The organism is Microbacterium sp. bgisy189 (genome assembly GCF_057707225.1).
This window is the reverse complement of sequence record NZ_JBYIPT010000010.1, coordinates 16034-34790: the sequence shown is the minus strand read 5'-3', so window position 1 is coordinate 34790 and position 18757 is coordinate 16034. Positions and strand designations below refer to the sequence as shown.

At 69.4% G+C, this 18757-nt stretch carries 14 protein-coding genes; 9 read left to right on the top strand and 5 right to left on the bottom strand.

What is annotated here, in order from left to right; genetic code table 11:
- Positions 1-2 precede the first annotated feature (2 nt).
- Entirely contained in the window at positions 3-2054 is a 2052-nt protein-coding gene (locus AC3ENX_RS12285) for a M3 family metallopeptidase (RefSeq protein WP_434812165.1), read from the bottom strand.
- Between the two features lie 79 nt (positions 2055-2133).
- Between AC3ENX_RS12285 and AC3ENX_RS12280 the strand changes: the two genes are divergently transcribed.
- From AC3ENX_RS12280 to AC3ENX_RS12270, 3 genes are read left to right on the top strand one after another with little or no spacing between them, the layout of a single operon-like run.
- Positions 2134-2766 (top strand): helix-turn-helix domain-containing protein, encoded by a 633-nt coding sequence (locus AC3ENX_RS12280; protein ID WP_434812164.1) that lies wholly within the window; start codon positions 2134-2136, stop codon positions 2764-2766.
- Positions 2763-2963: a hypothetical protein gene (locus AC3ENX_RS12275; protein WP_434812163.1), complete on the top strand. Its 201-nt coding sequence runs from the start codon at positions 2763-2765 to the stop codon at positions 2961-2963. Before AC3ENX_RS12280 ends, AC3ENX_RS12275 begins: the two co-directional genes overlap by 4 nt.
- The gene (locus AC3ENX_RS12270) at positions 2960-4270 is read left to right on the top strand and encodes an MFS transporter (protein WP_434812162.1); all 1311 of its coding nucleotides are present in this window, start codon (positions 2960-2962) and stop codon (positions 4268-4270) included. Before AC3ENX_RS12275 ends, AC3ENX_RS12270 begins: the two co-directional genes overlap by 4 nt.
- A 126-nt stretch (positions 4271-4396) precedes the next feature.
- Here AC3ENX_RS12270 and AC3ENX_RS12265 read toward each other — a convergent pair whose 3' ends face one another.
- From AC3ENX_RS12265 to AC3ENX_RS12255, 3 genes are all read right to left on the bottom strand, one after another.
- Positions 4397-4624, bottom strand: a complete 228-nt coding sequence (locus AC3ENX_RS12265; RefSeq protein WP_488184914.1) for a hypothetical protein — start codon at positions 4622-4624, stop codon at positions 4397-4399.
- The gene (valS, locus tag AC3ENX_RS12260) at positions 4624-7200 is read right to left on the bottom strand and encodes a valine--tRNA ligase (protein ID WP_434812160.1); all 2577 of its coding nucleotides are present in this window, start codon (positions 7198-7200) and stop codon (positions 4624-4626) included. Before valS ends, AC3ENX_RS12265 begins: the two co-directional genes overlap by 1 nt.
- A gap of 79 nt (positions 7201-7279) precedes the next feature.
- Entirely contained in the window at positions 7280-7933 is a 654-nt protein-coding gene (locus AC3ENX_RS12255; RefSeq protein ID WP_434812159.1) for a hypothetical protein, read from the bottom strand.
- Positions 7934-8191: 258 nt separating this feature from the next.
- On the opposite strand from AC3ENX_RS12255, the gene ileS reads away from it, so the two are divergent.
- The 5 genes from ileS to AC3ENX_RS12230 all read left to right on the top strand — a co-directional run bounded on the left by ileS (position 8192) and on the right by AC3ENX_RS12230 (position 15329).
- The gene (gene ileS, locus AC3ENX_RS12250; protein WP_434812158.1) at positions 8192-11530 is read left to right on the top strand and encodes an isoleucine--tRNA ligase; all 3339 of its coding nucleotides are present in this window, start codon (positions 8192-8194) and stop codon (positions 11528-11530) included.
- Positions 11527-12879 carry a bifunctional folylpolyglutamate synthase/dihydrofolate synthase gene (locus AC3ENX_RS12245; RefSeq protein WP_434812157.1) on the top strand — a complete coding sequence of 451 codons (1353 nt, stop codon included), beginning with the start codon at positions 11527-11529 and terminating at the stop codon, positions 12877-12879. Before ileS ends, AC3ENX_RS12245 begins: the two co-directional genes overlap by 4 nt.
- Positions 12867-13271, top strand: coding sequence for a DUF4233 domain-containing protein (locus AC3ENX_RS12240; RefSeq protein WP_434812156.1), 405 nt, complete (start codon positions 12867-12869; stop codon positions 13269-13271). The genes AC3ENX_RS12245 and AC3ENX_RS12240 overlap by 13 nt, the downstream gene beginning before the upstream one ends.
- A 1-nt stretch (position 13272) precedes the next feature.
- A complete protein-coding gene (ndk, locus tag AC3ENX_RS12235) occupies positions 13273-13686 on the top strand; it encodes a nucleoside-diphosphate kinase (RefSeq protein ID WP_434812155.1) in 414 nt (137 codons plus the stop codon).
- 227 nt (positions 13687-13913) lie between these two features.
- A complete protein-coding gene (locus tag AC3ENX_RS12230) occupies positions 13914-15329 on the top strand; it encodes an HNH endonuclease signature motif containing protein (protein WP_434812154.1) in 1416 nt (471 codons plus the stop codon).
- 249 nt (positions 15330-15578) lie between these two features.
- On the opposite strand, the gene AC3ENX_RS12225 is transcribed toward AC3ENX_RS12230, so the two are convergent.
- Positions 15579-16178: a vitamin K epoxide reductase family protein gene (locus AC3ENX_RS12225; protein WP_434812153.1), complete on the bottom strand. Its 600-nt coding sequence runs from the start codon at positions 16176-16178 to the stop codon at positions 15579-15581.
- Between the two features lie 282 nt (positions 16179-16460).
- Between AC3ENX_RS12225 and AC3ENX_RS12220 the strand changes: the two genes are divergently transcribed.
- Entirely contained in the window at positions 16461-18755 is a 2295-nt protein-coding gene (locus AC3ENX_RS12220; RefSeq protein WP_434812152.1) for an Rne/Rng family ribonuclease, read from the top strand.
- Positions 18756-18757 lie beyond the last annotated feature (2 nt).

Genomic DNA, 18757 nt, shown 5'->3' with positions numbered 1-18757 from the left:
GGTCAGGAATCGAGTCCGCGGCGGGCCAGCAGCGGCGCGATGTCGGCATCGCGCCCCCGGAAGTCGCGGTAGGCCTCGAGCGGATCCTTCGATCCGCCCACGCCCAGCAGCCGTTCCCGGAACCGGTCGCCGCCTGCGCGCGTCAGCCCGCCGTTCTCATGGAACCACTCCACAGTGTCGGCGTCGAGCACCTCGCTCCAGATGTACGAGTAGTACCCCGCGCTGTATCCGCCGCTGAACACGTGCGCGAAGTAAGTCGACGAGTAGCGCGTCGGCACGACGGGGTTGTCCAGGCCGATGTCGGCGAGGGCCGCCGCTTCGAACGCGGCGACGTCGGTCACCGCGGCCGCCTCCGCGGCGGACAAGGAGTGCCACGCCTGATCGAGCCACGCGGCCGCGAGGTACTCGCTGGTGGCGAATCCCTGATTGAACACCTCGGATGCGCGCAGCTTCTCCACGACCGCTGCCGGCAGGGGCTCGTCGGTGTCGATGTGGCGCGCGTAGGCGGTGAGGATCTCGGGCCAGTAGATCCACATCTCGTTGACCTGGCTGGGGAACTCGACGAAGTCGCGGAACACCGCCGTACCAGCGAAGTGCGGGTAGGTGACCGTCGCGAACAGGCCGTGCAGCGCGTGGCCGAACTCGTGGAACAGCGTCGTCACCTCATCGAGGGTGAGCAGCGTGGGGCTGCCCGGCGACGGCTGCGGCACATTCAGGTTGTTCACGACGACCGGTCGCGTGCCACGCAACGCGTTCTGGTCGACGATCGAGTTCATCCACGCACCGCCGCGCTTGGTGTCGCGAGTGTAGAGGTCGAGCACGTACAGGCCGAGCTCGCTGCCGTCAGGGTTGTGCAGCTCGAACACCCGGGTATCGGGGTGGTATCCGGGCAGGTCGTCGCGCTCGGAGAACGTCACGCCGTACAGCTCGCTCGCCGCGCGGAAGACGCCGTCCTGCAGCACGCGCTCGGCTTCGAACCAGGGGCGAAGCGCCGTGCGATCGAGGTCGTACTCGGCCTGGCGCACCTTCTCGGTGTAAAACGCCCAGTCGTGCGCCTCGAGCGGGAACGGCTCGGCGCCGGCGTCGATGATCGCCTGCAGCGCCGCCTGCTCGCGTCGCGCGTTCGCCGCAGCGGGGGCGGCGAGGCGGCGCAGCAGCGCGTGGACGGCTTCGGGGGAGCCGGCCGTTTCGTCGCTCGTGATGTAGGCGGCGTGCGAGGCGTACCCGAGCAGCTCTGCCCGTTCGGCCCGCAGCCGCACGATCTCGAGCAGCACCTCACGGTTGTCGTTCGCGTTGCCGCGCGACCCGCGACTGCGCGACGCGTCGAGCAGTCGACGGCGGCTCTCGCGCGAGGTCAGCGACGACAGGTGGGGATGCCCTGTGAACAGCGTCAGCGAGACGACGTAGCCGTCGACGCCGCGGGAGCGGGCCGCTGCCGCCGCCGCGGACAGCTCGCCCTCAGTCAGTCCCGCGAGTTCCGCGGCGTCCTCGAAGACGACGGCCAGATCGTTGGTGTCGGCGAGCAGGTGCTTCTCGAACGTCGTCGTCAGCACCGACAGACGCTGATTGAGCTCGGTCAGCCGCGCCTTCTGCGCGTCGTCGAGGGCGGCACCCGCGTGGGTCATCTCGGTGTGGCGTCGTTCGACGAGGTGCCGGTCCTCGCCCTTCAGCCCGAGCGTGTCGCGCGCTTCGTAGACGGTGCGCACGCGTGCGTAGAGGGCGCTGTCGAGTTGGATGGCGTCCTGGTGGGCCGACATGAGCGGCGCGAGCGTCTCTTCGATCTGCTGGATCTCGTCGGTCGCGTCGGCGGAGGACACCGTGTAGAAGGTGCGGGCGACCTGGTTCAGCAACGCGCCCGACTCCTCCCACGCCACGAGCGTGTTCTCGAATGTCGGCGCCGATCGCACCCGCGTAATCGCGCCGATCTCGGCACGGTGCTGCGCGAAGGCCTCCTCGAATGCCGGTAGGTAGTGCTCGGGACGGATGAGACGGTAGTCGGGGAGTCCGTAGGGGAGGGTGGTCGGGCTGAGCAGCGGGTTCGAAGCATCCGTCATCACGCCAGCCTAGAGCCCAGGCGTCGACCGATGCAAAGAAATGCTTGCATATGTGTCTTTGCAAAGATATCTTTGGAACATGACGACCGACGAACCCCGCGACCCGTTCGCCCATGTGCGCATCCTCGACCCGGGCGCGTTGAAGGCGCTGGCGCATCCGATCCGCGTCGAGATCTACGACATCCTGTCGCAGCTCGGTCCGCAGACGGCCAGTTCGCTCGCCGCCCGGCTGGGCGAGTCGTCCGGTGTCACGAGCTACCACCTGCGCGCGCTCGCCAAACACGACCTCATCCAAGAGGTCGAGGGTCGCGGCACCGCCCGAGAACGGTGGTGGGAGCGTCCGCGGGGCAGCGTTTCGTTCGCCAACCCCGAGGCGATGAAGACCCCCGCCGGTCGCGCCGCCAGCCAGGTGGTCATGTCGTCCTACTTCGATCGCCGGCACCGGCAGCTCGCGGACTACCTCGCACACGCCTACGACGTGGAGCCGGAAGAGTGGCAGGAGGCAGCGATGCTCTCCACGACCACGGTGCGCATGACCGCACCGCAGCTGCGCGAACTCGCCCTCAAGTTCTCGGCGCTGCTCGACGAGGCGGCCACAACGTACCGCGACCAGACCGGGCCGGACGTGCGGCCGATCACCGTGCGCGCGGACATGTTCCCGCTTGAGCCCGCCGAAGACGCGGAAGACGTGCACGAAGGAGACCCCCAATGACCACCGCAACCCTCGCCACCGCCGCGTGCCGCCCGGCGCCGACCGTCTTCGAGAGCGTGCTGCTGCGCGCAGCGGCCGCGTCGGAAGCGCTTGTCGAACGGCGCATCGCCCGGCGTTCCGGTCGTCGTCGCGACGACGGTGACGACGCATTGCAGACGCGCGGCGCCGCGCATCGCAGCGGCATCCTGCCGCGATGACGACCACCGTGACGCGCGCGAAGACCCCGCTCGGGCGCGACTTCGGCAAGCTCTGGACCGCGGCCGCCTTCAGCAACCTCGCCGACGGGCTCGGCCGCACCGCCGTACCGCTCGCGGCGACCACCCTGACCACAGATCCGCTGGCGATCTCCGTCATCGGCGCGCTCGCATTCGTCCCATGGCTGCTGTTCGGCCTCCCCGCCGGAATGCTCGTCGACCGGTTCGACCGCCGGGTGCTCATGGCCCTCGCCAACACGATCCGCGGCGGCGTCGCCCTGTGGCTGGCGATCCTCGCCGTCGGCGGCGACCTTTCGCTGACGGCGCTGTTCGCCGCCACGCTCGTCTTCGGGCTCGGCGAGACGCTCTTCGACAACGCGACGAACGCCGTCATCCCGGGCGTCGTGCGCCGCAGCCAGCTCGACCGTGCGAACGGGTGGATGCAGGCGGCCCAGATCACGATCGACAGCTTCGTCGCGACCCCCATCGCCGGCGTGCTGTTCGCGGTCTCGCTGGGCCTACCGCTGTGGTGCGGCGCCGTCGGGTACATCGCCCCGATCGTGCTCGCGCTGCTGCTGCCTGCCGCCGCGGCCCGGCATCTACCGCATCCGGCGCGCGCGGTCGCATCGAATGCCCCGGACATCGCCGTCGGTGCGACCGCGCAGCCGGTTGCGGTCGCCGCGGCGCGCATTCCCGTCCGCGAGGCCCTTCGCTACCTCTGGCGACACCGCTACCTGCGCGCCATGGTCCTGTTCACCTCGGTGATCGGTTCCTGCCTGTCGTTCGCGCAAGCGGTCATCATCCTGTTCTTCCTGGAGACGATGGATGTGCCGGTCGCGGCGATCGGCTTCCTCACCGCCGCCATCGGGCTCGGCGCACTGGGCGGATCCCTCGTCGCCTCCCGACTGGTCGCCCGCTTCGGCCGCGGTCGCATCATGCTGTCGGCGATCCTCGTCTCGGGCACCGCCATGGCCGTCACCGGCCTCGCTCCCAACGTGTGGCTCGCGGTCGCCGCGTTCTCGGTGTCGGCCGCTGCCGTATCGGTGTGGAACGTGCCGTGGGGGAGCCTGCGCCAGCAGATCGTGCCACCGGAGATCTTCGGACGGGTCCTCGGCGTCATCCGGACGCTCACGTGGGGGCTCTTTCCCGTCGCCACCGTGCTGGGCGGGCTCGTCGGCCGCTGGGACCTGCGCGCGCCGTTCGTCATCGGGGGCGCGATCGCGGTGATCGCTGCGCTCATCGCCTCGCGACTGCTCGTCGTCGGGACGCGTGAGGCGGGCGCCGACGCGGTGCCCGATCACGACGACTAGGCTCAGCCGCGTGGGTATCGCCGGCGACAGTCTCTCCTCGGTGTCATACGTGCCGACGTCGGCGGACACCGGTCCGATCGGGCAGGTGACGATTCGCCGGCTCGCGGTGCTGACCTTCGACTGGACCTAGAACTCGTCGAGGTCCTCGCGCACCGTGACCGTCCCGTCGGCCTGCTGCTCGACGAGCACACCGACATCGAGGTCGGCGATTGCGCGCCCCTCGAGGAAGGTGAGCGTCCAGCGCGCCTGTGGGTCATCGCACTCGGCCTCGACGGCGCGGATGTGCGGATGCAGCGCGGCGGGCACCGCGCGCGGGATGTCCGCGCCGATGCTCCACCGCGTGCCGAGCTGCATCATGCCTCCTGCGGCGCCAGCACGACGTCGCTGACGGTGAGCGTGTCGGCGTCGGCGTATGCGATATCGGCGATGCGCCCGACCGCCTTGAGGTCGCCCTCGGCCGAGCGCACGGCATCCAGCACTGCGGCCGGCGCGGCGACCGTGAGCGTGTCCACCGGGGTCTTCTGCGACGCCTTCGCCTCGGTCTTGGCACGACGGATGCCGATGAGCGCGGCGCTCACGGCAGTCAGCACCGCCGGGTCGCCCTCGATCTCGAGCGGGGTCGGCCACGCGGAGGTGTGCACCGACCCCTCCTCGAACCACGACCACGCCTCTTCAGCCGCGAACGCGAGCACGGGGGCGAGCAGGCGCAGCAGCGTCGACAGCGCGAGGCGCAGCGCCAGGGCGGCGGAGGCCTGGCCCGCGTCAGTCTGGTTGTAGGCGCGCTCCTTGACGAGCTCGAGGTAGTCGTCGCAGAAGGTCCAGAAGAACGCTTCGGTCAGCTCCAGCGCCCGGGCGTGGTCGTACGCCTCGAACGCCTTCGTCGCGTCGCGGACGACCTGGTCGAGCGTCGCGAGCATCGACGCGTCGAGCGCGTGCGTGATCTGCGCGCCCTCCGGCACCGGGAACGACAGCACGAACTTGGCCGCGTTGAGCACCTTGATCGCCAGGCGCCGGCCGATCTTGACCTGCGTCGGGTTCTGCGGGTCGAAGGCGGCGTCTGCGCCGAGGCGGCTGGAGGCCGACCAATAGCGCACCGCATCCGTACCGTGCCCCGCGAGGATGTCGGCGGGGGTGACGACGTTGCCCTTCGACTTCGACATCTTCTTGCGGTCGGGGTCGACGATGAAGCCCGAGATCGCGGCATCCGTCCACGGCGCACGGCCGTCTTCGAGCGCCGAGCGCAGCATCGTCGAGAACAGCCAGGTGCGGATGATGTCCTGGCCCTGCGGGCGCACGTCGAAGGGTGCGACGAGGTTCCAGAGCTCGTCGTCACGCTGCCAGCCGCCCGCCAGCTGCGGGGTCAGCGACGACGTCGCCCACGTGTCGAAGATGTCCTGCTCGGCGTCGAACCCGCCCGGCACACCGCGCTGGTCCGCCGTGTAACCGGCAGGCACGTCGATGGTCGGATCGATCGGCAGGCTCGCGTGGTCGGGGGTCAGCACGCGGTCGTAGTCGCGCTCACCGTGCTCGTCGAGGCCGTACCAGACCGGGATCGGCACGCCGAAGAAGCGCTGGCGCGACACGAGCCAGTCGCCGGTGAGACCGCCGACCCAGTTCTCGTACCGCACGCGCATGAAGTCGGGGTGCCAGTCCATGCCCTTGCCGAGCGAGATGAGCGTGTCGCGCAGGTCTTCGTCGCGGGCGCCGTTGCGCACGTACCACTGCCGGGTCGAGACGATCTCGAGGGGGCGGTCGCCCTTCTCGTAGAACTTCACCGGGTGGCTGAAGGGCTTGGAGACCTCGAGCAGTTCGCCCGATCCCTGCAGCTGCTCCACGACCGTCTTTCGCGCGGTGAACACCGTCTTGCCGACGAGCTCCGCATAGGCCGCACGACCGGCATCCGACACGATCGCCTCGGGCATCTCGGCCAGCACGCGGCCGTCCTTGCCGAGGATCGTGCGGTTGGGCAGGTCGAGCTCTCGCCACCAGATGATGTCGGTCACATCACCGAAGGTGCAGACCATCGCGATGCCGGAGCCCTTGTCCTGCTGGGCGAGGGGGTGGGCGAGGATCGGCACCTCGACGTCGAACAGGGGCGTGCGCACCGTCGTGCCGAACAGGCCGCGGTAGCGCTCGTCGTCTGGGTTGGCCACGAGGGCGACACATGCGGCGAGCAACTCGGGGCGGGTCGATTCGATGTGGATGTCGCCGGAGCCATCGCTCTTGTGGAACGCGATGCGGTGGTACGAAGCCTGCTGGTCGCGGTCTTCAAGCTCTGCCTGCGCGATCGCGGAACGGAAATCGATGTCCCACAGCGTCGGCGCGAGCGCCTGGTAAGCCTCACCGCGCTCGACGTTGCGCAGGAACGCCAGCTGGCTCGTGCGGATCGTGTCGTCGGAGATCGTGCGATATGTCTGGGTCCAGTCGACCGACAGGCCGAGCTGGCGGAACAGGTTCTCGAAGTGCTGCTCGTCCTCTTCGGTGAGCGCTTCGCACAGCTCGATGAAGTTGCGACGGCTGATCGGCACCTGGTCGGCGGGCTTCAGGCTCTTCGCGTCACCGTTGAACGGTGGGGTGAAGTCGGCGTCGTAGGGGAGCGAGGGGTCGCAGCGCACGCCGTAGTAGTTCTGCACGCGACGCTCGGTGGGCAGGCCGTTGTCGTCCCAGCCCATCGGATAGAACACGGTCTTGCCGCGCATGCGCTCGAAACGCACCTTCACGTCGGTGTGCGTGTAGCTGAACACGTGGCCGATGTGCAGCGAACCCGACGCGGTCGGGGGAGGCGTGTCGACGGAGAAGACACCGGCGCGGCCCCCTGCCTTCGCTGCGTCGCGGTCGAACAGGTACGTGCCCTGCGCCGCCCACGCGGCATCCCACTTCTGCTCGAGGCCTTCGAGAGCCGGCTTGTCGGGAATCTGCGCATCGGTCATGGGTGTCTCCTCGAGCGATATGTGCGGCACTGTGTGAGCGTGCCTGAATGTGGATTGTGACGCCGAGTCTACCGGGCGGTCAGGCCAGGCGGATGCCGAGGACCGCGGCGAACGACTCGGCGTGCAGCGCCGCCTGCATCGAGGTGAGGGTCGCGCCGCGCAGGCCGCGCGGATCGGTGAACACGGCGGCGTCGAGGCCGCGCAGATCGGTGTCGTCGGCATCCAGTCCGCGGGTGTCGACCTCGTCGACGCGGGTGTCGGCCACGAGCGCGCGGCGCAGCGTCGCCTGGGGGAGATCCCACGTACCGATCGTGCAGTCGCGCAGCGTGAGGTCTGCGACCTTGGCGCCGGCGAACGAGCAGTAGTCCAGGCGCAGCCCGGTGAGGGTGAGGCCGTCGATCTCGGCGTGCCCGAGGTCGAGCGTGCCCATGCGCCCGCCCGTGATCGCCACGTTGTGCCAGCGTCCCTCGCGGGAGGTCAGCGAGACCGCCCGGATGCCGTCGACACGCACGTCAGTGAGCGTCGCACCGACGAGGTCGAACACCTCGACCTGCGGCTGCACGAGCTCGGTCTCGATGAGCCTGGCATGCGCGGCGCGCACCGCACCTTCCAGTCCCGCGACGCGGGCTGCGAACACCTCCTCCCGCGGAGCGAGGAAGGCGACCTCGTCGAGTTCGTCGGGCAGGTCCGGGGTGCAATCGCGCGGCGGTGCTGGTTCGTCTCGACGTGCCATGCCACGACCCTACGCGGCACCCCCACGACGCGTATGATGGAGCGATCAGCACCGATCCGGCCATCACCGGGGAGCTCGCGGAAGAACGCGCCTGTCTCGATACACCGCCTCCAGCGGCACTCGACCACCGGCGCTATTAGAACCGCGCGGGGCAGGCCCGTCACAGCCGTCGGAGAGGGGCGTCCCCGGACGCAAGCGAGGTGGTACCGCGGTCGAAGGATCGTCCTCGCAGGAGCACACGAGACCTGCGAGAGAACGATGACCTACCCGCTGAACGCCGACGAGCCCGTCGTCCCGAGCCCCCGCTTCCCCGACGTCGAGCGCGACATCCTCGCCTTCTGGCAGCGCGACGACACCTTCCGCGCCTCCATCGAGCAGCGCGAAGGCGCAGACGAGTGGGTCTTCTACGACGGCCCACCGTTCGCCAACGGGCTGCCGCACTACGGGCACCTGCTCACCGGCTACGCGAAGGACCTCTTCCCGCGCTTCCAGACGATGTGCGGCAAGAAGGTCGACCGGGTCTTCGGTTGGGACACGCACGGCCTGCCGGCGGAGCTCGAGGCGATGAAGCAGCTCGGCATCACCGAGAAGAGCGAGATCGAGGCGATGGGCATCGGCGCGTTCAACGCGAAGGCGAAGTCTTCGGTACTGGAGTACACCCGCGAGTGGGAGGACTACGTCACCCGCCAGGCGCGTTGGGTCGACTTCGAGCGCGGCTACAAAACGCTCGACACCAACTTCATGGAGTCGGTGCTCTGGGCCTTCAAGGAGCTCTACGACAAGGACCTCGCCTACGAGGGGCACCGCGTGCTGCCGTACTGCTGGCGCGACGAGACGCCGCTCAGCAACCACGAGCTGCGCATGGACGACGACGTCTACAAGATGCGCCAGGACCCGTCCGTCACCGTCACCTTCCCGCTCGTCGGCGCGAAGGCGGAGACGCTGGGCCTGACCGGTGTGCGTGCCCTCGCCTGGACGACGACGCCGTGGACGCTGCCGACAAACCTCGCGCTCGCCGTCGGCCCCGATATCGACTACGTCGTCGTCCCCGGCGGACCGTCCGGTGCCGCCGATGTGCACGCAGACCGCGCCGAGGGGGAGTCGCACCGGTACCTGTTGGCAGAGCCGCTGCTGGGCGGATACGCGAAGGACCTGGGCTACCCGGATGCCGAGGCAGCGCACGCCGCCGTCGAGCAGACAGTGCGCGGCGCCGACCTCGAAGACGTCCACTACGACGCGCTGTTCGACTACTACGCCGACGCCGAGACGTGGGGCACCGAGCGCGCCTGGCGCATCCTGGTCGACGACTACGTCACCACCGGCGACGGCACCGGCATCGTGCACCAGGCACCCGCCTACGGTGAGGACGACCAGCGGGTCACGGCAGCCGCCGGCATCCCGCTCATCATGAGCCTCGACGACGGCGGACGGTTCCTCTCGCCCGTCACCGACGTCGCCGGCGAACTGTGGCTCGACGCCAACCGGCCCCTCATCCGCCTGCTGAAAACGGAGGGACGCCTGCTGCGCGAGGCGAGCTACGAGCACTCGTACCCGCACTGCTGGCGGTGCCGCAACCCCCTCATCTACAAGGCCGTCTCGAGCTGGTTCGTGCGCGTGACCGAGATCAAGGACCGGATGCTGGCGCACAATGACCAGATCACCTGGGCGCCCGAGAATGTCAAGCACGGCCAGTTCGGCAAGTGGCTCGAGGGTGCGCGCGACTGGTCGATCAGCCGCAACCGCTTCTGGGGTTCGCCGATCCCGGTGTGGAAGAGCGATGACCCCGAGCACCCGCGCGTCGACGTGTACGGTTCACTGGCTGACCTCGAGCGTGACTTCGGCGCGCTGCCGCGCAACGAGCAAGGCGAGGTCGACCTGCACCGTCCCTACATCGACGAGCTGACCAGACCGAACCCCGACGACCCGACCGGTCAGTCCACGATGCGCCGCATCGAGGACGTGTTCGACGTCTGGTTCGACTCGGGCTCAATGCCGTTCGCGCAGGTGCACTACCCGTTCGACAACCGCGAATGGTTCGACACGCATGCGCCGGCCGACTTCATCGTCGAGTACATCGGGCAGACGCGCGGCTGGTTCTACGTCATGCACGTGCTGTCGACCGCGCTGTTCGACCGGCCCGCGTTCAGCGGCGTCGCCTGCCACGGCATCGTGCTGGGCAGCGACGGACAGAAGATGTCGAAGTCTCTGCGCAACTACCCGGACGTCTCCGAGGTGTTCGACCGCGACGGTTCCGACGCGATGCGCTGGTTCCTCATGAGCTCGTCGGTGCTGCGCGGCGGCAACCTCGTCGTCACCGAAGAGGGCATCCGGGCGGGCGTCCGCGAGTTCCAGTTGCCGCTGTGGAACGCGTGGTACTTCTTCGCGACGTACGCGAACGCCTCCGGCGGCTACCGCGCGCGCCGGCGCACCGACTCGACGAACGTGCTCGACCGGTACATCCTGGCGCTCACCGGCGACCTGGTGCGCGACGTCGCGGCCGACCTCCAAGCCCTCGACTCCACGATGGCCGCCGCGAAGCTGCGCGAGTTCACCGAGGCGCTGACCAACTGGTACATCCGCCGCTCCCGCGACCGGTTCTGGGTCGGCGTGACCGACGACCCGGCATCCACCGAGGCGTTCGACACGCTCTACACCGTGCTCGAGACGCTCACCCGCGTCGCCGCGCCGCTGCTGCCGCTGATCACCGAGCGCGTGTGGCAGGGCCTCACCGGTGGCCGCAGCGTGCACCTGGAGGACTGGCCGGATGCCGCCGAGTTCGCCCACGCGGGCGACATCCGCGCGGCGATGGATGCCGTGCGTGAGGTGTCCTCCGTCGCCAACGCGCTCCGCAAGCGCGAGGGCAAGCGAGTCCGCCTGCCGCTGCCGCGTCTCACGGTCGCGGTCGCCGATGCGGCGGCGCTCGGGCAGTTCGACGAGATCCTGCGCGACGAGCTGAACGTGAAGTCGGTCGACCTCGTCGAACTCGACGAATCCGTCGCCGAGTCGTACGGCATCACCCGCAGGCTCACCGTCAACGCGCGCGCGGCTGGTCCGCGTCTCGGCAAACAGGTGCAGCACGTCATCGCCGGCGCGAAGGCGGGGCTATGGACCGAGGATGCCGACGGCGTCGTCGTCGACGGCATCCGCCTTGAGCCGAGCGAGTACGAGCTCGCCCTGGAGGCCGGCGGTGTCGCAGAAGGCACCGCGATCGCGCTGCTGAGCGACGGCGGCTTCGTGCTGCTCGACACGGCGACGACGCCCGACCTCGAAGCCGAGGGGCTCGCGCGCGACATCGTGCGCGCCGTGCAGGACACCCGCAAGGCCGCCGGCTTCGACGTGAGTGACCGCATCGCCCTCGGGCTGCAGTTCGCCGACACCACCGACGCCGAGTCCGTGACCGCAGGGTTCGAGGCGGCCGACGTGGCGGGGGAGACGCTTGCGCTCGCGTACGTGGTTCGCGCCGAGTCCGGCACGCTCGCGTCTGCCGGCGAGCTGCCCGACACCGTCGAGCACGAGGCGGTCGTCGATGCCGGCACCTACGCGAACCGCGGCGCCGTGACGGTCACCGTCACCCGTCTGCAGGAGGAGAACCGATGAAAGACGAAGCTCGCGCCGACGCCGTGTACGCGGCCCTGCTGACCCGCCAGGGGGAGCAATGGGTGCAGCCGCGCGTCGAGCGCACCCGCCGTGTGCTCGAACTGCTCGACGACCCGCAGCGCACCTACCGCGTCGTGCACGTCACGGGCACCAACGGCAAGACCTCGACCAGTCGCATCGTCGAGAGCCTCGTGCGCGCGCACGGCCTGCGCACCGGCCTGTTCACCAGCCCGCACCTGGCGCGGTTCACCGAGCGCATCATGATCGACGGTGAGCCGATCGCCGACGCCGCGGTCGCCGACGCGTGGGACGAGATCGCCCCGCTCGTCGACCTCGTCGACAAGGAACTGTCGGCCACCGGTGATGCACCGCTGACCTTCTTCGAACTGCTGACCGTACTCGCCTTCGTCGCGTTCGCCGACGCGCCCGTCGATGTCGCGGTGATCGAGGTCGGCATGGGCGGCGCATGGGACTCGACGAACACGGCCGACGGCGACGTCTCCGTGTTCGCGCCGATCGACATCGACCACGCCGACCGGCTCGGCGACACGATCGGTGAGATCGCGACAGTGAAGTCGGGGATCATCAAGCGCGGCGCGGCCGCCGTCTCAGCGCCGCAGGTGCCCGAGGCCGAGTCCGTGCTGCGTGCCGCCGCGACGGTACAGGAGGCGACCCTCGCCGTCGCTCCGACCGACTTCGGCGTGACCGCCCAGCACCTGGCCGTCGGCGGACAGCAGCTGTCGGTGCGCGGCCTGGCCGGCACCTACGACGACCTGTACCTGCCGCTGTACGGCGCGCACCAGGGGCAGAATGCCGCCCTGGCGATCGCCGCGGTCGAATCGCTCATCGGCGGTGGCACCCAGCCGCTCGCCGCTGACGTGCTCACCGAGGGCCTCGCCGAGGTGACCTCGCCCGGTCGCCTGCAGCTGGTGGGTGTCGCCCCGACCGTGCTCGCCGACAGCGCGCACAACCCGCACGGCGCGCGGGCCCTCGCGGAGGCACTGCGCACCTCGTTCGACTTCGACGAATGGGGCGTCGTGCTCGGCGTGCTCGGCGACAAGGATGCCGACGGCATCCTCGCCGCACTCGCCCCCGTCGCGACGCACGTGTTCGCCACCGGCCCCGACTCAGAGCGGGCGGCCGACCCCGACACGCTCGCCGACCTCGTCGAGGCCGCCGGCCTGCCGGTCACCGTGCACCCGGGTCTCGCAGACGCCGCCGACGCCGCCCGGGAGTGGGCCTCGTCGTCAGAGCGTCGCGCCGTCATCATCGCCGGCAGCGTCGTACTCGCCGGCGAAGCGGTCACTCTTGCCGAGTCGGAGGAATGGAAGAGCGGGTGGGGTCGTTGACTCGCGTCCCACGCCCACGCCGTCGCCGGGGCGCCGAGGAGTCCCTCACGTCGATCGTGCTCGGCTTCGAGGCGATCGTCGCGTTCCTCGCGGGCCTCGTGATCTATGGCACCTCAGCGCTGCCCGACCCGATCCCCGACTGGTGGGGGATCGTCGCAGGCAGCGTGTTGGCGGTGCTGATGATCGTCAGCGGCCGCTTCGTGCGGTACCGCTGGGGGATCGCGCTCGGATGGTTCTGGCAACTGGTCGTCGGCGCCGGCGCGTTCCTCGTGCCCGCACTCGCGGTGGTCGCCCTGATTTTCGGTGCCATGTACGCGTATGCGACGATCAAGGGCGCAGCCCTCGATCGCGCGAATGCGACGCGGGCGGCGACCGACACGAACGGAGACTGACATGACCCTCGAACAGACCCTCGTCCTCGTCAAGCCGGACGGCGTGGCTCGGGGCCTGACCGGCGCGATCCTCGCCCGCATCGAGGCGAAGGGCTATGCGCTCGTCGACATCCGCCTGGTCGAACCGGACCGCGACGTGCTCGAGCAGCACTACGCCGAGCACGCCGGCAAGCCGTTCTACGAGCCGCTGCTCGAGTTCATGATGTCGGGACCGTCCGTCGCGATCCGCCTCGCCGGCAACCGCGTCATCGAAGGATTCCGCTCACTTGCCGGGACCACCGACCCGACCACCGCCGCCCCTGGCACCATCCGCGGTGACTTCGGCCGCGACTGGGGACTGAAGGTGCAGCAGAACCTCGTGCACGGCAGCGACAGCCCGGAGTCGGCGGCGCGCGAACTCGCGATCTGGTTCTGACGTCCGGCCCATGCCGTAGACCCTGTCGCCCCGCGAGCGTAGCGAGTCGAAACGCCCCGCCGACCCCGTGATCGCCCGCCCCGGCGGATCCGGAAACTCCCGGTGATCGAGTGCCGTGGCGCAGCCGGCACTCCCGGTGATCGAGTGCCGCGGCGCAGCCGCGGTGTATCGAGATCCCTTGTGGATAGCGTGGCGTGAGTGTCGGAGGTCCGTGACATGATTCGAACATGTCTTCGAACGGGGTGATCGGGTTCAGCGACGGGGAGACCGCCGTCCTGGCCGAGATCGTCGCGGAGATCGAGAAGACCCAGGCGATCCTGACCGAGGTGCTGTCCCGGCAGACCCGGGCGCTGGCCGCTGCCGGTGACCTGGCGCGGAAGCAGGCTGCGGGGTCGCCGCAGGCGGTGCGGGATCATGACATGGCGCTCCGCGGAATCGCGGCGGAGGTGGCCGGGGTGTTGCGGGTCACGGACCGGACCGTGCAAGCCAGGATCGGGCAGGCCCTCGACCTGGTGGAGCAGTTCCCGGTCACGATGATCGCGTGGGAGCAGGGCACGATCACGCAGGGGCATGTGCGGGTGATCGCGGAGACCGGTGCGATCATCCCACCCGGGGAACGCGCAGCGTTCGAAACGCACGCGGTGCAACGCGCTGTCGACGACACACCCGGCCGGATCCGCGATGAGCTCCGGCTCCTCGCAGAACGCCTCCATCCCCGCACCCTGCAGGAACGGCATGTCGACGCGAGGGAGGCCCGGCGGGTGTGTGTCACCCCGATCGGGGATGGGATGTCGGAAGTCACTTCGATCGTCCCGTCGGTGCTGGCCGATGGGATCTACGACCGCCTCACCCAGCAAGCCCGCGCGGTGAAAGACGCCGCGAAACACCCCCAACTGGTGGACGCGTTCGGTCGCACCCGCGCCCACACGGACGGGGCCGGCACCACCGACACAGACACCGACACCGGCGACGCTGACCTGCGCCTGGGGCCTGATACGAGGACGATGGATCAGCTCCGGGCGGACGTGTTCACGGACCTGCTGCTGACCGGCGCACCCGGCGCGGATCCGACTCGCACCGACGACGGCCCCGGGGTGCTGGGTGCGCTCCGAGGCAGAGTGCAGATCCTGGTCCCCGCGCTCACCCTCCTCGGCGACGACCGGGCACCGGCAGACCTCGTCGGACACGCACCCATCGACCCCGCCACCGCCCGCGAACTCGCCACCGTCATGGAAGGGCCGTGGGAACGGGTCATCACCCACCCGGTCACCGGGGCCGTGCTCCACTGTGACACCTACCACCGGACCGCAGCGATCGACCGGTTCCTCCGCGCCCGTGACCGGCACTGCCGGTTCCCCGGGTGCCGGCAGCCCGCCGTCAGGTGCGAACAGGACCACACCATCGACCACGCCCACGACGGGCCCACTGAGGTCTGCAACCTCGAGCACTTGTGTCAACGGCATCATTCGATGAAGCAGTTCACCGCCTGGAAAGTCCGACAACACGGCGGCGGGATCCTGGAATGGACCAGCCCCCTCGGCAGGGTCTACATCGACAAGCCACCCGTCCTCGGCGTCCACTTCACACCCGAAACCAACCACCCACCCAGGCCACGGTCGCCCGACGATCCACCACCCTTCTGACGACACGCACCCCACCCGCCATCCCGGGTCGTTGAGCGAGCACAGCGAAACGAAACGGTCCGCCCCGCACGGTGCTCCCGGTCATTGAGCGAGCGCGGCGAGCCCAGAACGCCGTCCGCCATCGCGCCCATGCGTTTCGTCTCGTCGCTGCGCTCCTCGCGCAACGGCCAACACCGGCGCACCCCGGTGGTTGGGCGAGCGCAGCGAGGCGAAAGGGAGTGCCGTCGCGAACGACTCCGGGGCGTTCGGCTAGAGGTACGAGATCCAGTCGAGCTCGAGCTGGGCGATCAGCGCGATGACCGCATAGGTCACGACCGTCAACAGCGGCATCCACCCCATGAGGGTGTCTGCGGTTGCGCGCGCCTTCGCGGGGAGCGGGACAACGCCCGAGCGGAGCACGTGCAGTGTGACGGCATAGAACGACGGGAACGTGACCGCCCAGGTGACCATGCACCACGGGCAGAGCGTGTGCAGGTCGTACACCGACTGCCCGATCAGCCAGATCACGAATCCGACGGCGAATGTCATCCCCGCCCAGAACAGTAGCCAGAACCAACGGGCGAAGCGCGCCCCGGCGAGAATCGCCGCCCCGACGACGACGGGCGCCATCCACGCCGTGAGGCCGATCAGGGGGTTCGGGAATCCGAAGACGGCCCCCTGCCAGGAGCCGAGATTCTCGGTGCACTGCACGACGATGCTGAAGTCGCAGGAGGCCGCGGTGCCGGGATTCTCGGCGGCGTGCAGCTTCTCGATGGTCAGCACGAAGGCTGCGATCCAGCCGACCACACCGGCGACGATCAACCAGATCGCGAGAACTCGCGGGCGGGTGTGGGAGAGGCGCGTCGGCATGGCCCCGATTATCCCATCGGGCCGGCGGCGGGCCGCCGTGACGAAGCGTTCGGCCGAGGCCAATCCCACGCGCCGCGCGTCTTAGTGCGATAATGGTCCTCGACCACCCCCGCGGGAACGCCCGCGGACCGCGTCGCAGAAGACTTCGGGCCCACAGCGCCCACGCAGGACGCGCCTCGCGCCGCCTGCAGACCGATGGCATTCGCGGCACCAGCTCACCGCAGCGGCGCCGCCAGATACATGAGCGGGACGGCACGGCCTCCCGCGAGGAGTACGCCAGTGATGGCCGACGAGAACAACACGACACCCGACTCCGATGCGACCGACGTTGAGGCGCCGACGCTGACCTTCCCGGAGGAGGCCACGACCGCTGAGGCGCCGGCCACCGACGAAGCGCCCGCAGCGGCCGAGCCTGACGCGGCCGAGCCTGACGCGGCCGAGCCCGAGGCGGAAGCAGCCGAGCCCGAGGCGGAAGCAGCCGAGCCCGAGGCGGAAGCAGCCGAGCCCGAGGCGGAAGCAGCCGAGCCCGAGGCGGAGACACCCGTGACCGCGGTCTCGCTCGGACTCCTGCCCGAGAACTTCGTCTCGGCGGTCTCGACCCAGCTGATGTTCTATGCACCGGCGATCGTGCCGCTCCCGGCCCGACCCGAAGACGAATCCGACGGAGACGACCAGGCGGCATCTGGCGGATCTTCGCGTCGACGCCGGCGTCGCGGTGGGGGAGGCGGCGACGACTCCGGATCCAGCGCCGACAGCGGCGGCGGATCACCGCGCCGTCGCGCCGTCGAGGTCGTCACCGAACCGCAGCGCATCAAGGGATCGACTCGTCTCGAGGCGAAGAAGCAGCGCCGTCGTGACGGCCGTGAGGCCGGTCGCCGTCGCGCGGTCGTCACCGAGGCCGAGTTCCTCGCACGTCGCGAAGCGGTCGACCGCGTCATGATCGTCCGCTCCAAGAACGGTCGCGTGCAGATCGCGGTCCTCGAAGACAACGTGCTCGTCGAGCACTACGTGGCCCGCAACCAGGACGCATCGCTCATCGGCAACGTCTACCTCGGTCGCGTGCAGAACGTCCTGCCGAGCATGGAGGCCGCCTTCGTCGACATCGGGCGCGGCCGCAACGCCGTGCTCTACTCAGGCGAGGTGGACTGGGACGCCGTCGAGACCGGCAACCAGCCGCGACGCATCGAACTGGCGCTGAAGTCTGGCGACAAGGTGCTCGTTCAGGTCACGAAGGACCCGGTCGGCCACAAGGGCGCCCGTCTGACCAGCCAGATCTCACTGCCCGGCCGTTACCTCGTGTATGTGCCCGGCGGCGCCATGAACGGCATCTCGCGGAAGCTCCCCGACACCGAGCGCGCGCGCTTGAAGAAGATCCTCAAGGAGGTGCTGCCCGAGTCCTCCGGTGTCATCGTGCGCACCGCAGCCGAGGGAGCCACCGAGGAGCAGCTCACCCGCGACGTGCAGCGCCTGACGTCCCAGTGGGAGCACATCAGCACGCAGTCCGAGTCGGGGCAGGCGCCGTCGCTGCTGCACTCTGAGCCCGACCTGTTGGTCAAGATCGTGCGCGATGTGTTCAACGAGGACTTCTCGAAGATGCTCATCCAGGGCGACGAGGCGATGTCGACCATCACCTCGTACCTCAAGGGCGTGGCGCCCGATCTGCTCGAGCGGGTCGAGAAGTACGAAGACGAACAGGATCCCTTCGACGCCCACCGCGTCACCGAGCAGATCGAGAAGGCGCTCGACCGCAAGGTCTGGCTGCCCTCCGGCGGTTCGCTCGTGATCGACCGCACCGAGGCGATGACCGTCGTCGACGTCAACACCGGCAAGTTCGTCGGATCGGGCGGCAACCTCGAAGAGACGGTCACCAAGAACAACCTCGAGGCGGCCGAGGAGATCGTCCGCCAGCTGCGCCTGCGCGACATCGGCGGCATCATCGTCGTCGACTTCATCGACATGGTGCTCGAGTCGAACCGCGACCTTGTGCTGCGGCGACTCGTCGAATGCCTGAGCCGTGACCGCACGAAGCACCAGGTCGCCGAGGTGACCTCGCTCGGCCTCGTCCAGATGACGCGCAAGAAGCTCGGTCTCGGGCTGCTCGAGACCTTCAGCGAGGCCTGCGAAGTGTGCGCCGGCCGCGGCGTCATCGTGCACCACGATCCCGTCGTCAAGCACCGCTCACCGCAGCAGAACGGCGGCCAGCGTCGCTCGCGCGGCTCGAACGGTTCGAACGCCTCCAACGGTGGCGGCTCGACGCCGCCCGCATCGAACGGCGGGACGCACGTGATCACCGAGGGTGCGAAGTCGGCGCTCGCGCAGATCGCGGCATCCACGATCCATCCGGTGCCGGATGCCGCGCCCGTCGTCGAAGAAGAAGCCCCCGTCGAACGGCCGAAGAAGCCGCGTCGCAAGAAGGCGGATGCCGGCGCTCCCAAGACCGAGACCGACATGCTGCTCGACTCGGTGCTGAACGCCCTCCCCGAGCCGAAAGCACCGGGCCAGGGCCGCGGTCGTCGCCGGGTCACGACTGCCGCACTCAGCGGCACGCCGGTGTCAGCGACGCCCGACGTGGAGTGAGT

Coding starts and splice junctions, on each gene's coding strand:
- AC3ENX_RS12220 (WP_434812152.1), top strand. CDS start 16,461: ATGGCCGACGAGAACAACACGACACCCGACTCCGATGCGACCGACGTT.
- AC3ENX_RS12285 (WP_434812165.1), bottom strand. CDS start 2,054: ATGACGGATGCTTCGAACCCGCTGCTCAGCCCGACCACCCTCCCCTAC.
- ndk (WP_434812155.1), top strand. CDS start 13,273: ATGACCCTCGAACAGACCCTCGTCCTCGTCAAGCCGGACGGCGTGGCT.
- AC3ENX_RS12280 (WP_434812164.1), top strand. CDS start 2,134: ATGACGACCGACGAACCCCGCGACCCGTTCGCCCATGTGCGCATCCTC.
- AC3ENX_RS12265 (WP_488184914.1), bottom strand. CDS start 4,624: ATGCAGCTCGGCACGCGGTGGAGCATCGGCGCGGACATCCCGCGCGCG.
- AC3ENX_RS12255 (WP_434812159.1), bottom strand. CDS start 7,933: ATGGCACGTCGAGACGAACCAGCACCGCCGCGCGATTGCACCCCGGAC.
- AC3ENX_RS12225 (WP_434812153.1), bottom strand. CDS start 16,178: ATGCCGACGCGCCTCTCCCACACCCGCCCGCGAGTTCTCGCGATCTGG.
- AC3ENX_RS12230 (WP_434812154.1), top strand. CDS start 13,914: ATGTCTTCGAACGGGGTGATCGGGTTCAGCGACGGGGAGACCGCCGTC.
- ileS (WP_434812158.1), top strand. CDS start 8,192: ATGACCTACCCGCTGAACGCCGACGAGCCCGTCGTCCCGAGCCCCCGC.
- AC3ENX_RS12275 (WP_434812163.1), top strand. CDS start 2,763: ATGACCACCGCAACCCTCGCCACCGCCGCGTGCCGCCCGGCGCCGACC.
- valS (WP_434812160.1), bottom strand. CDS start 7,200: ATGACCGATGCGCAGATTCCCGACAAGCCGGCTCTCGAAGGCCTCGAG.
- AC3ENX_RS12245 (WP_434812157.1), top strand. CDS start 11,527: ATGAAAGACGAAGCTCGCGCCGACGCCGTGTACGCGGCCCTGCTGACC.
- AC3ENX_RS12270 (WP_434812162.1), top strand. CDS start 2,960: ATGACGACCACCGTGACGCGCGCGAAGACCCCGCTCGGGCGCGACTTC.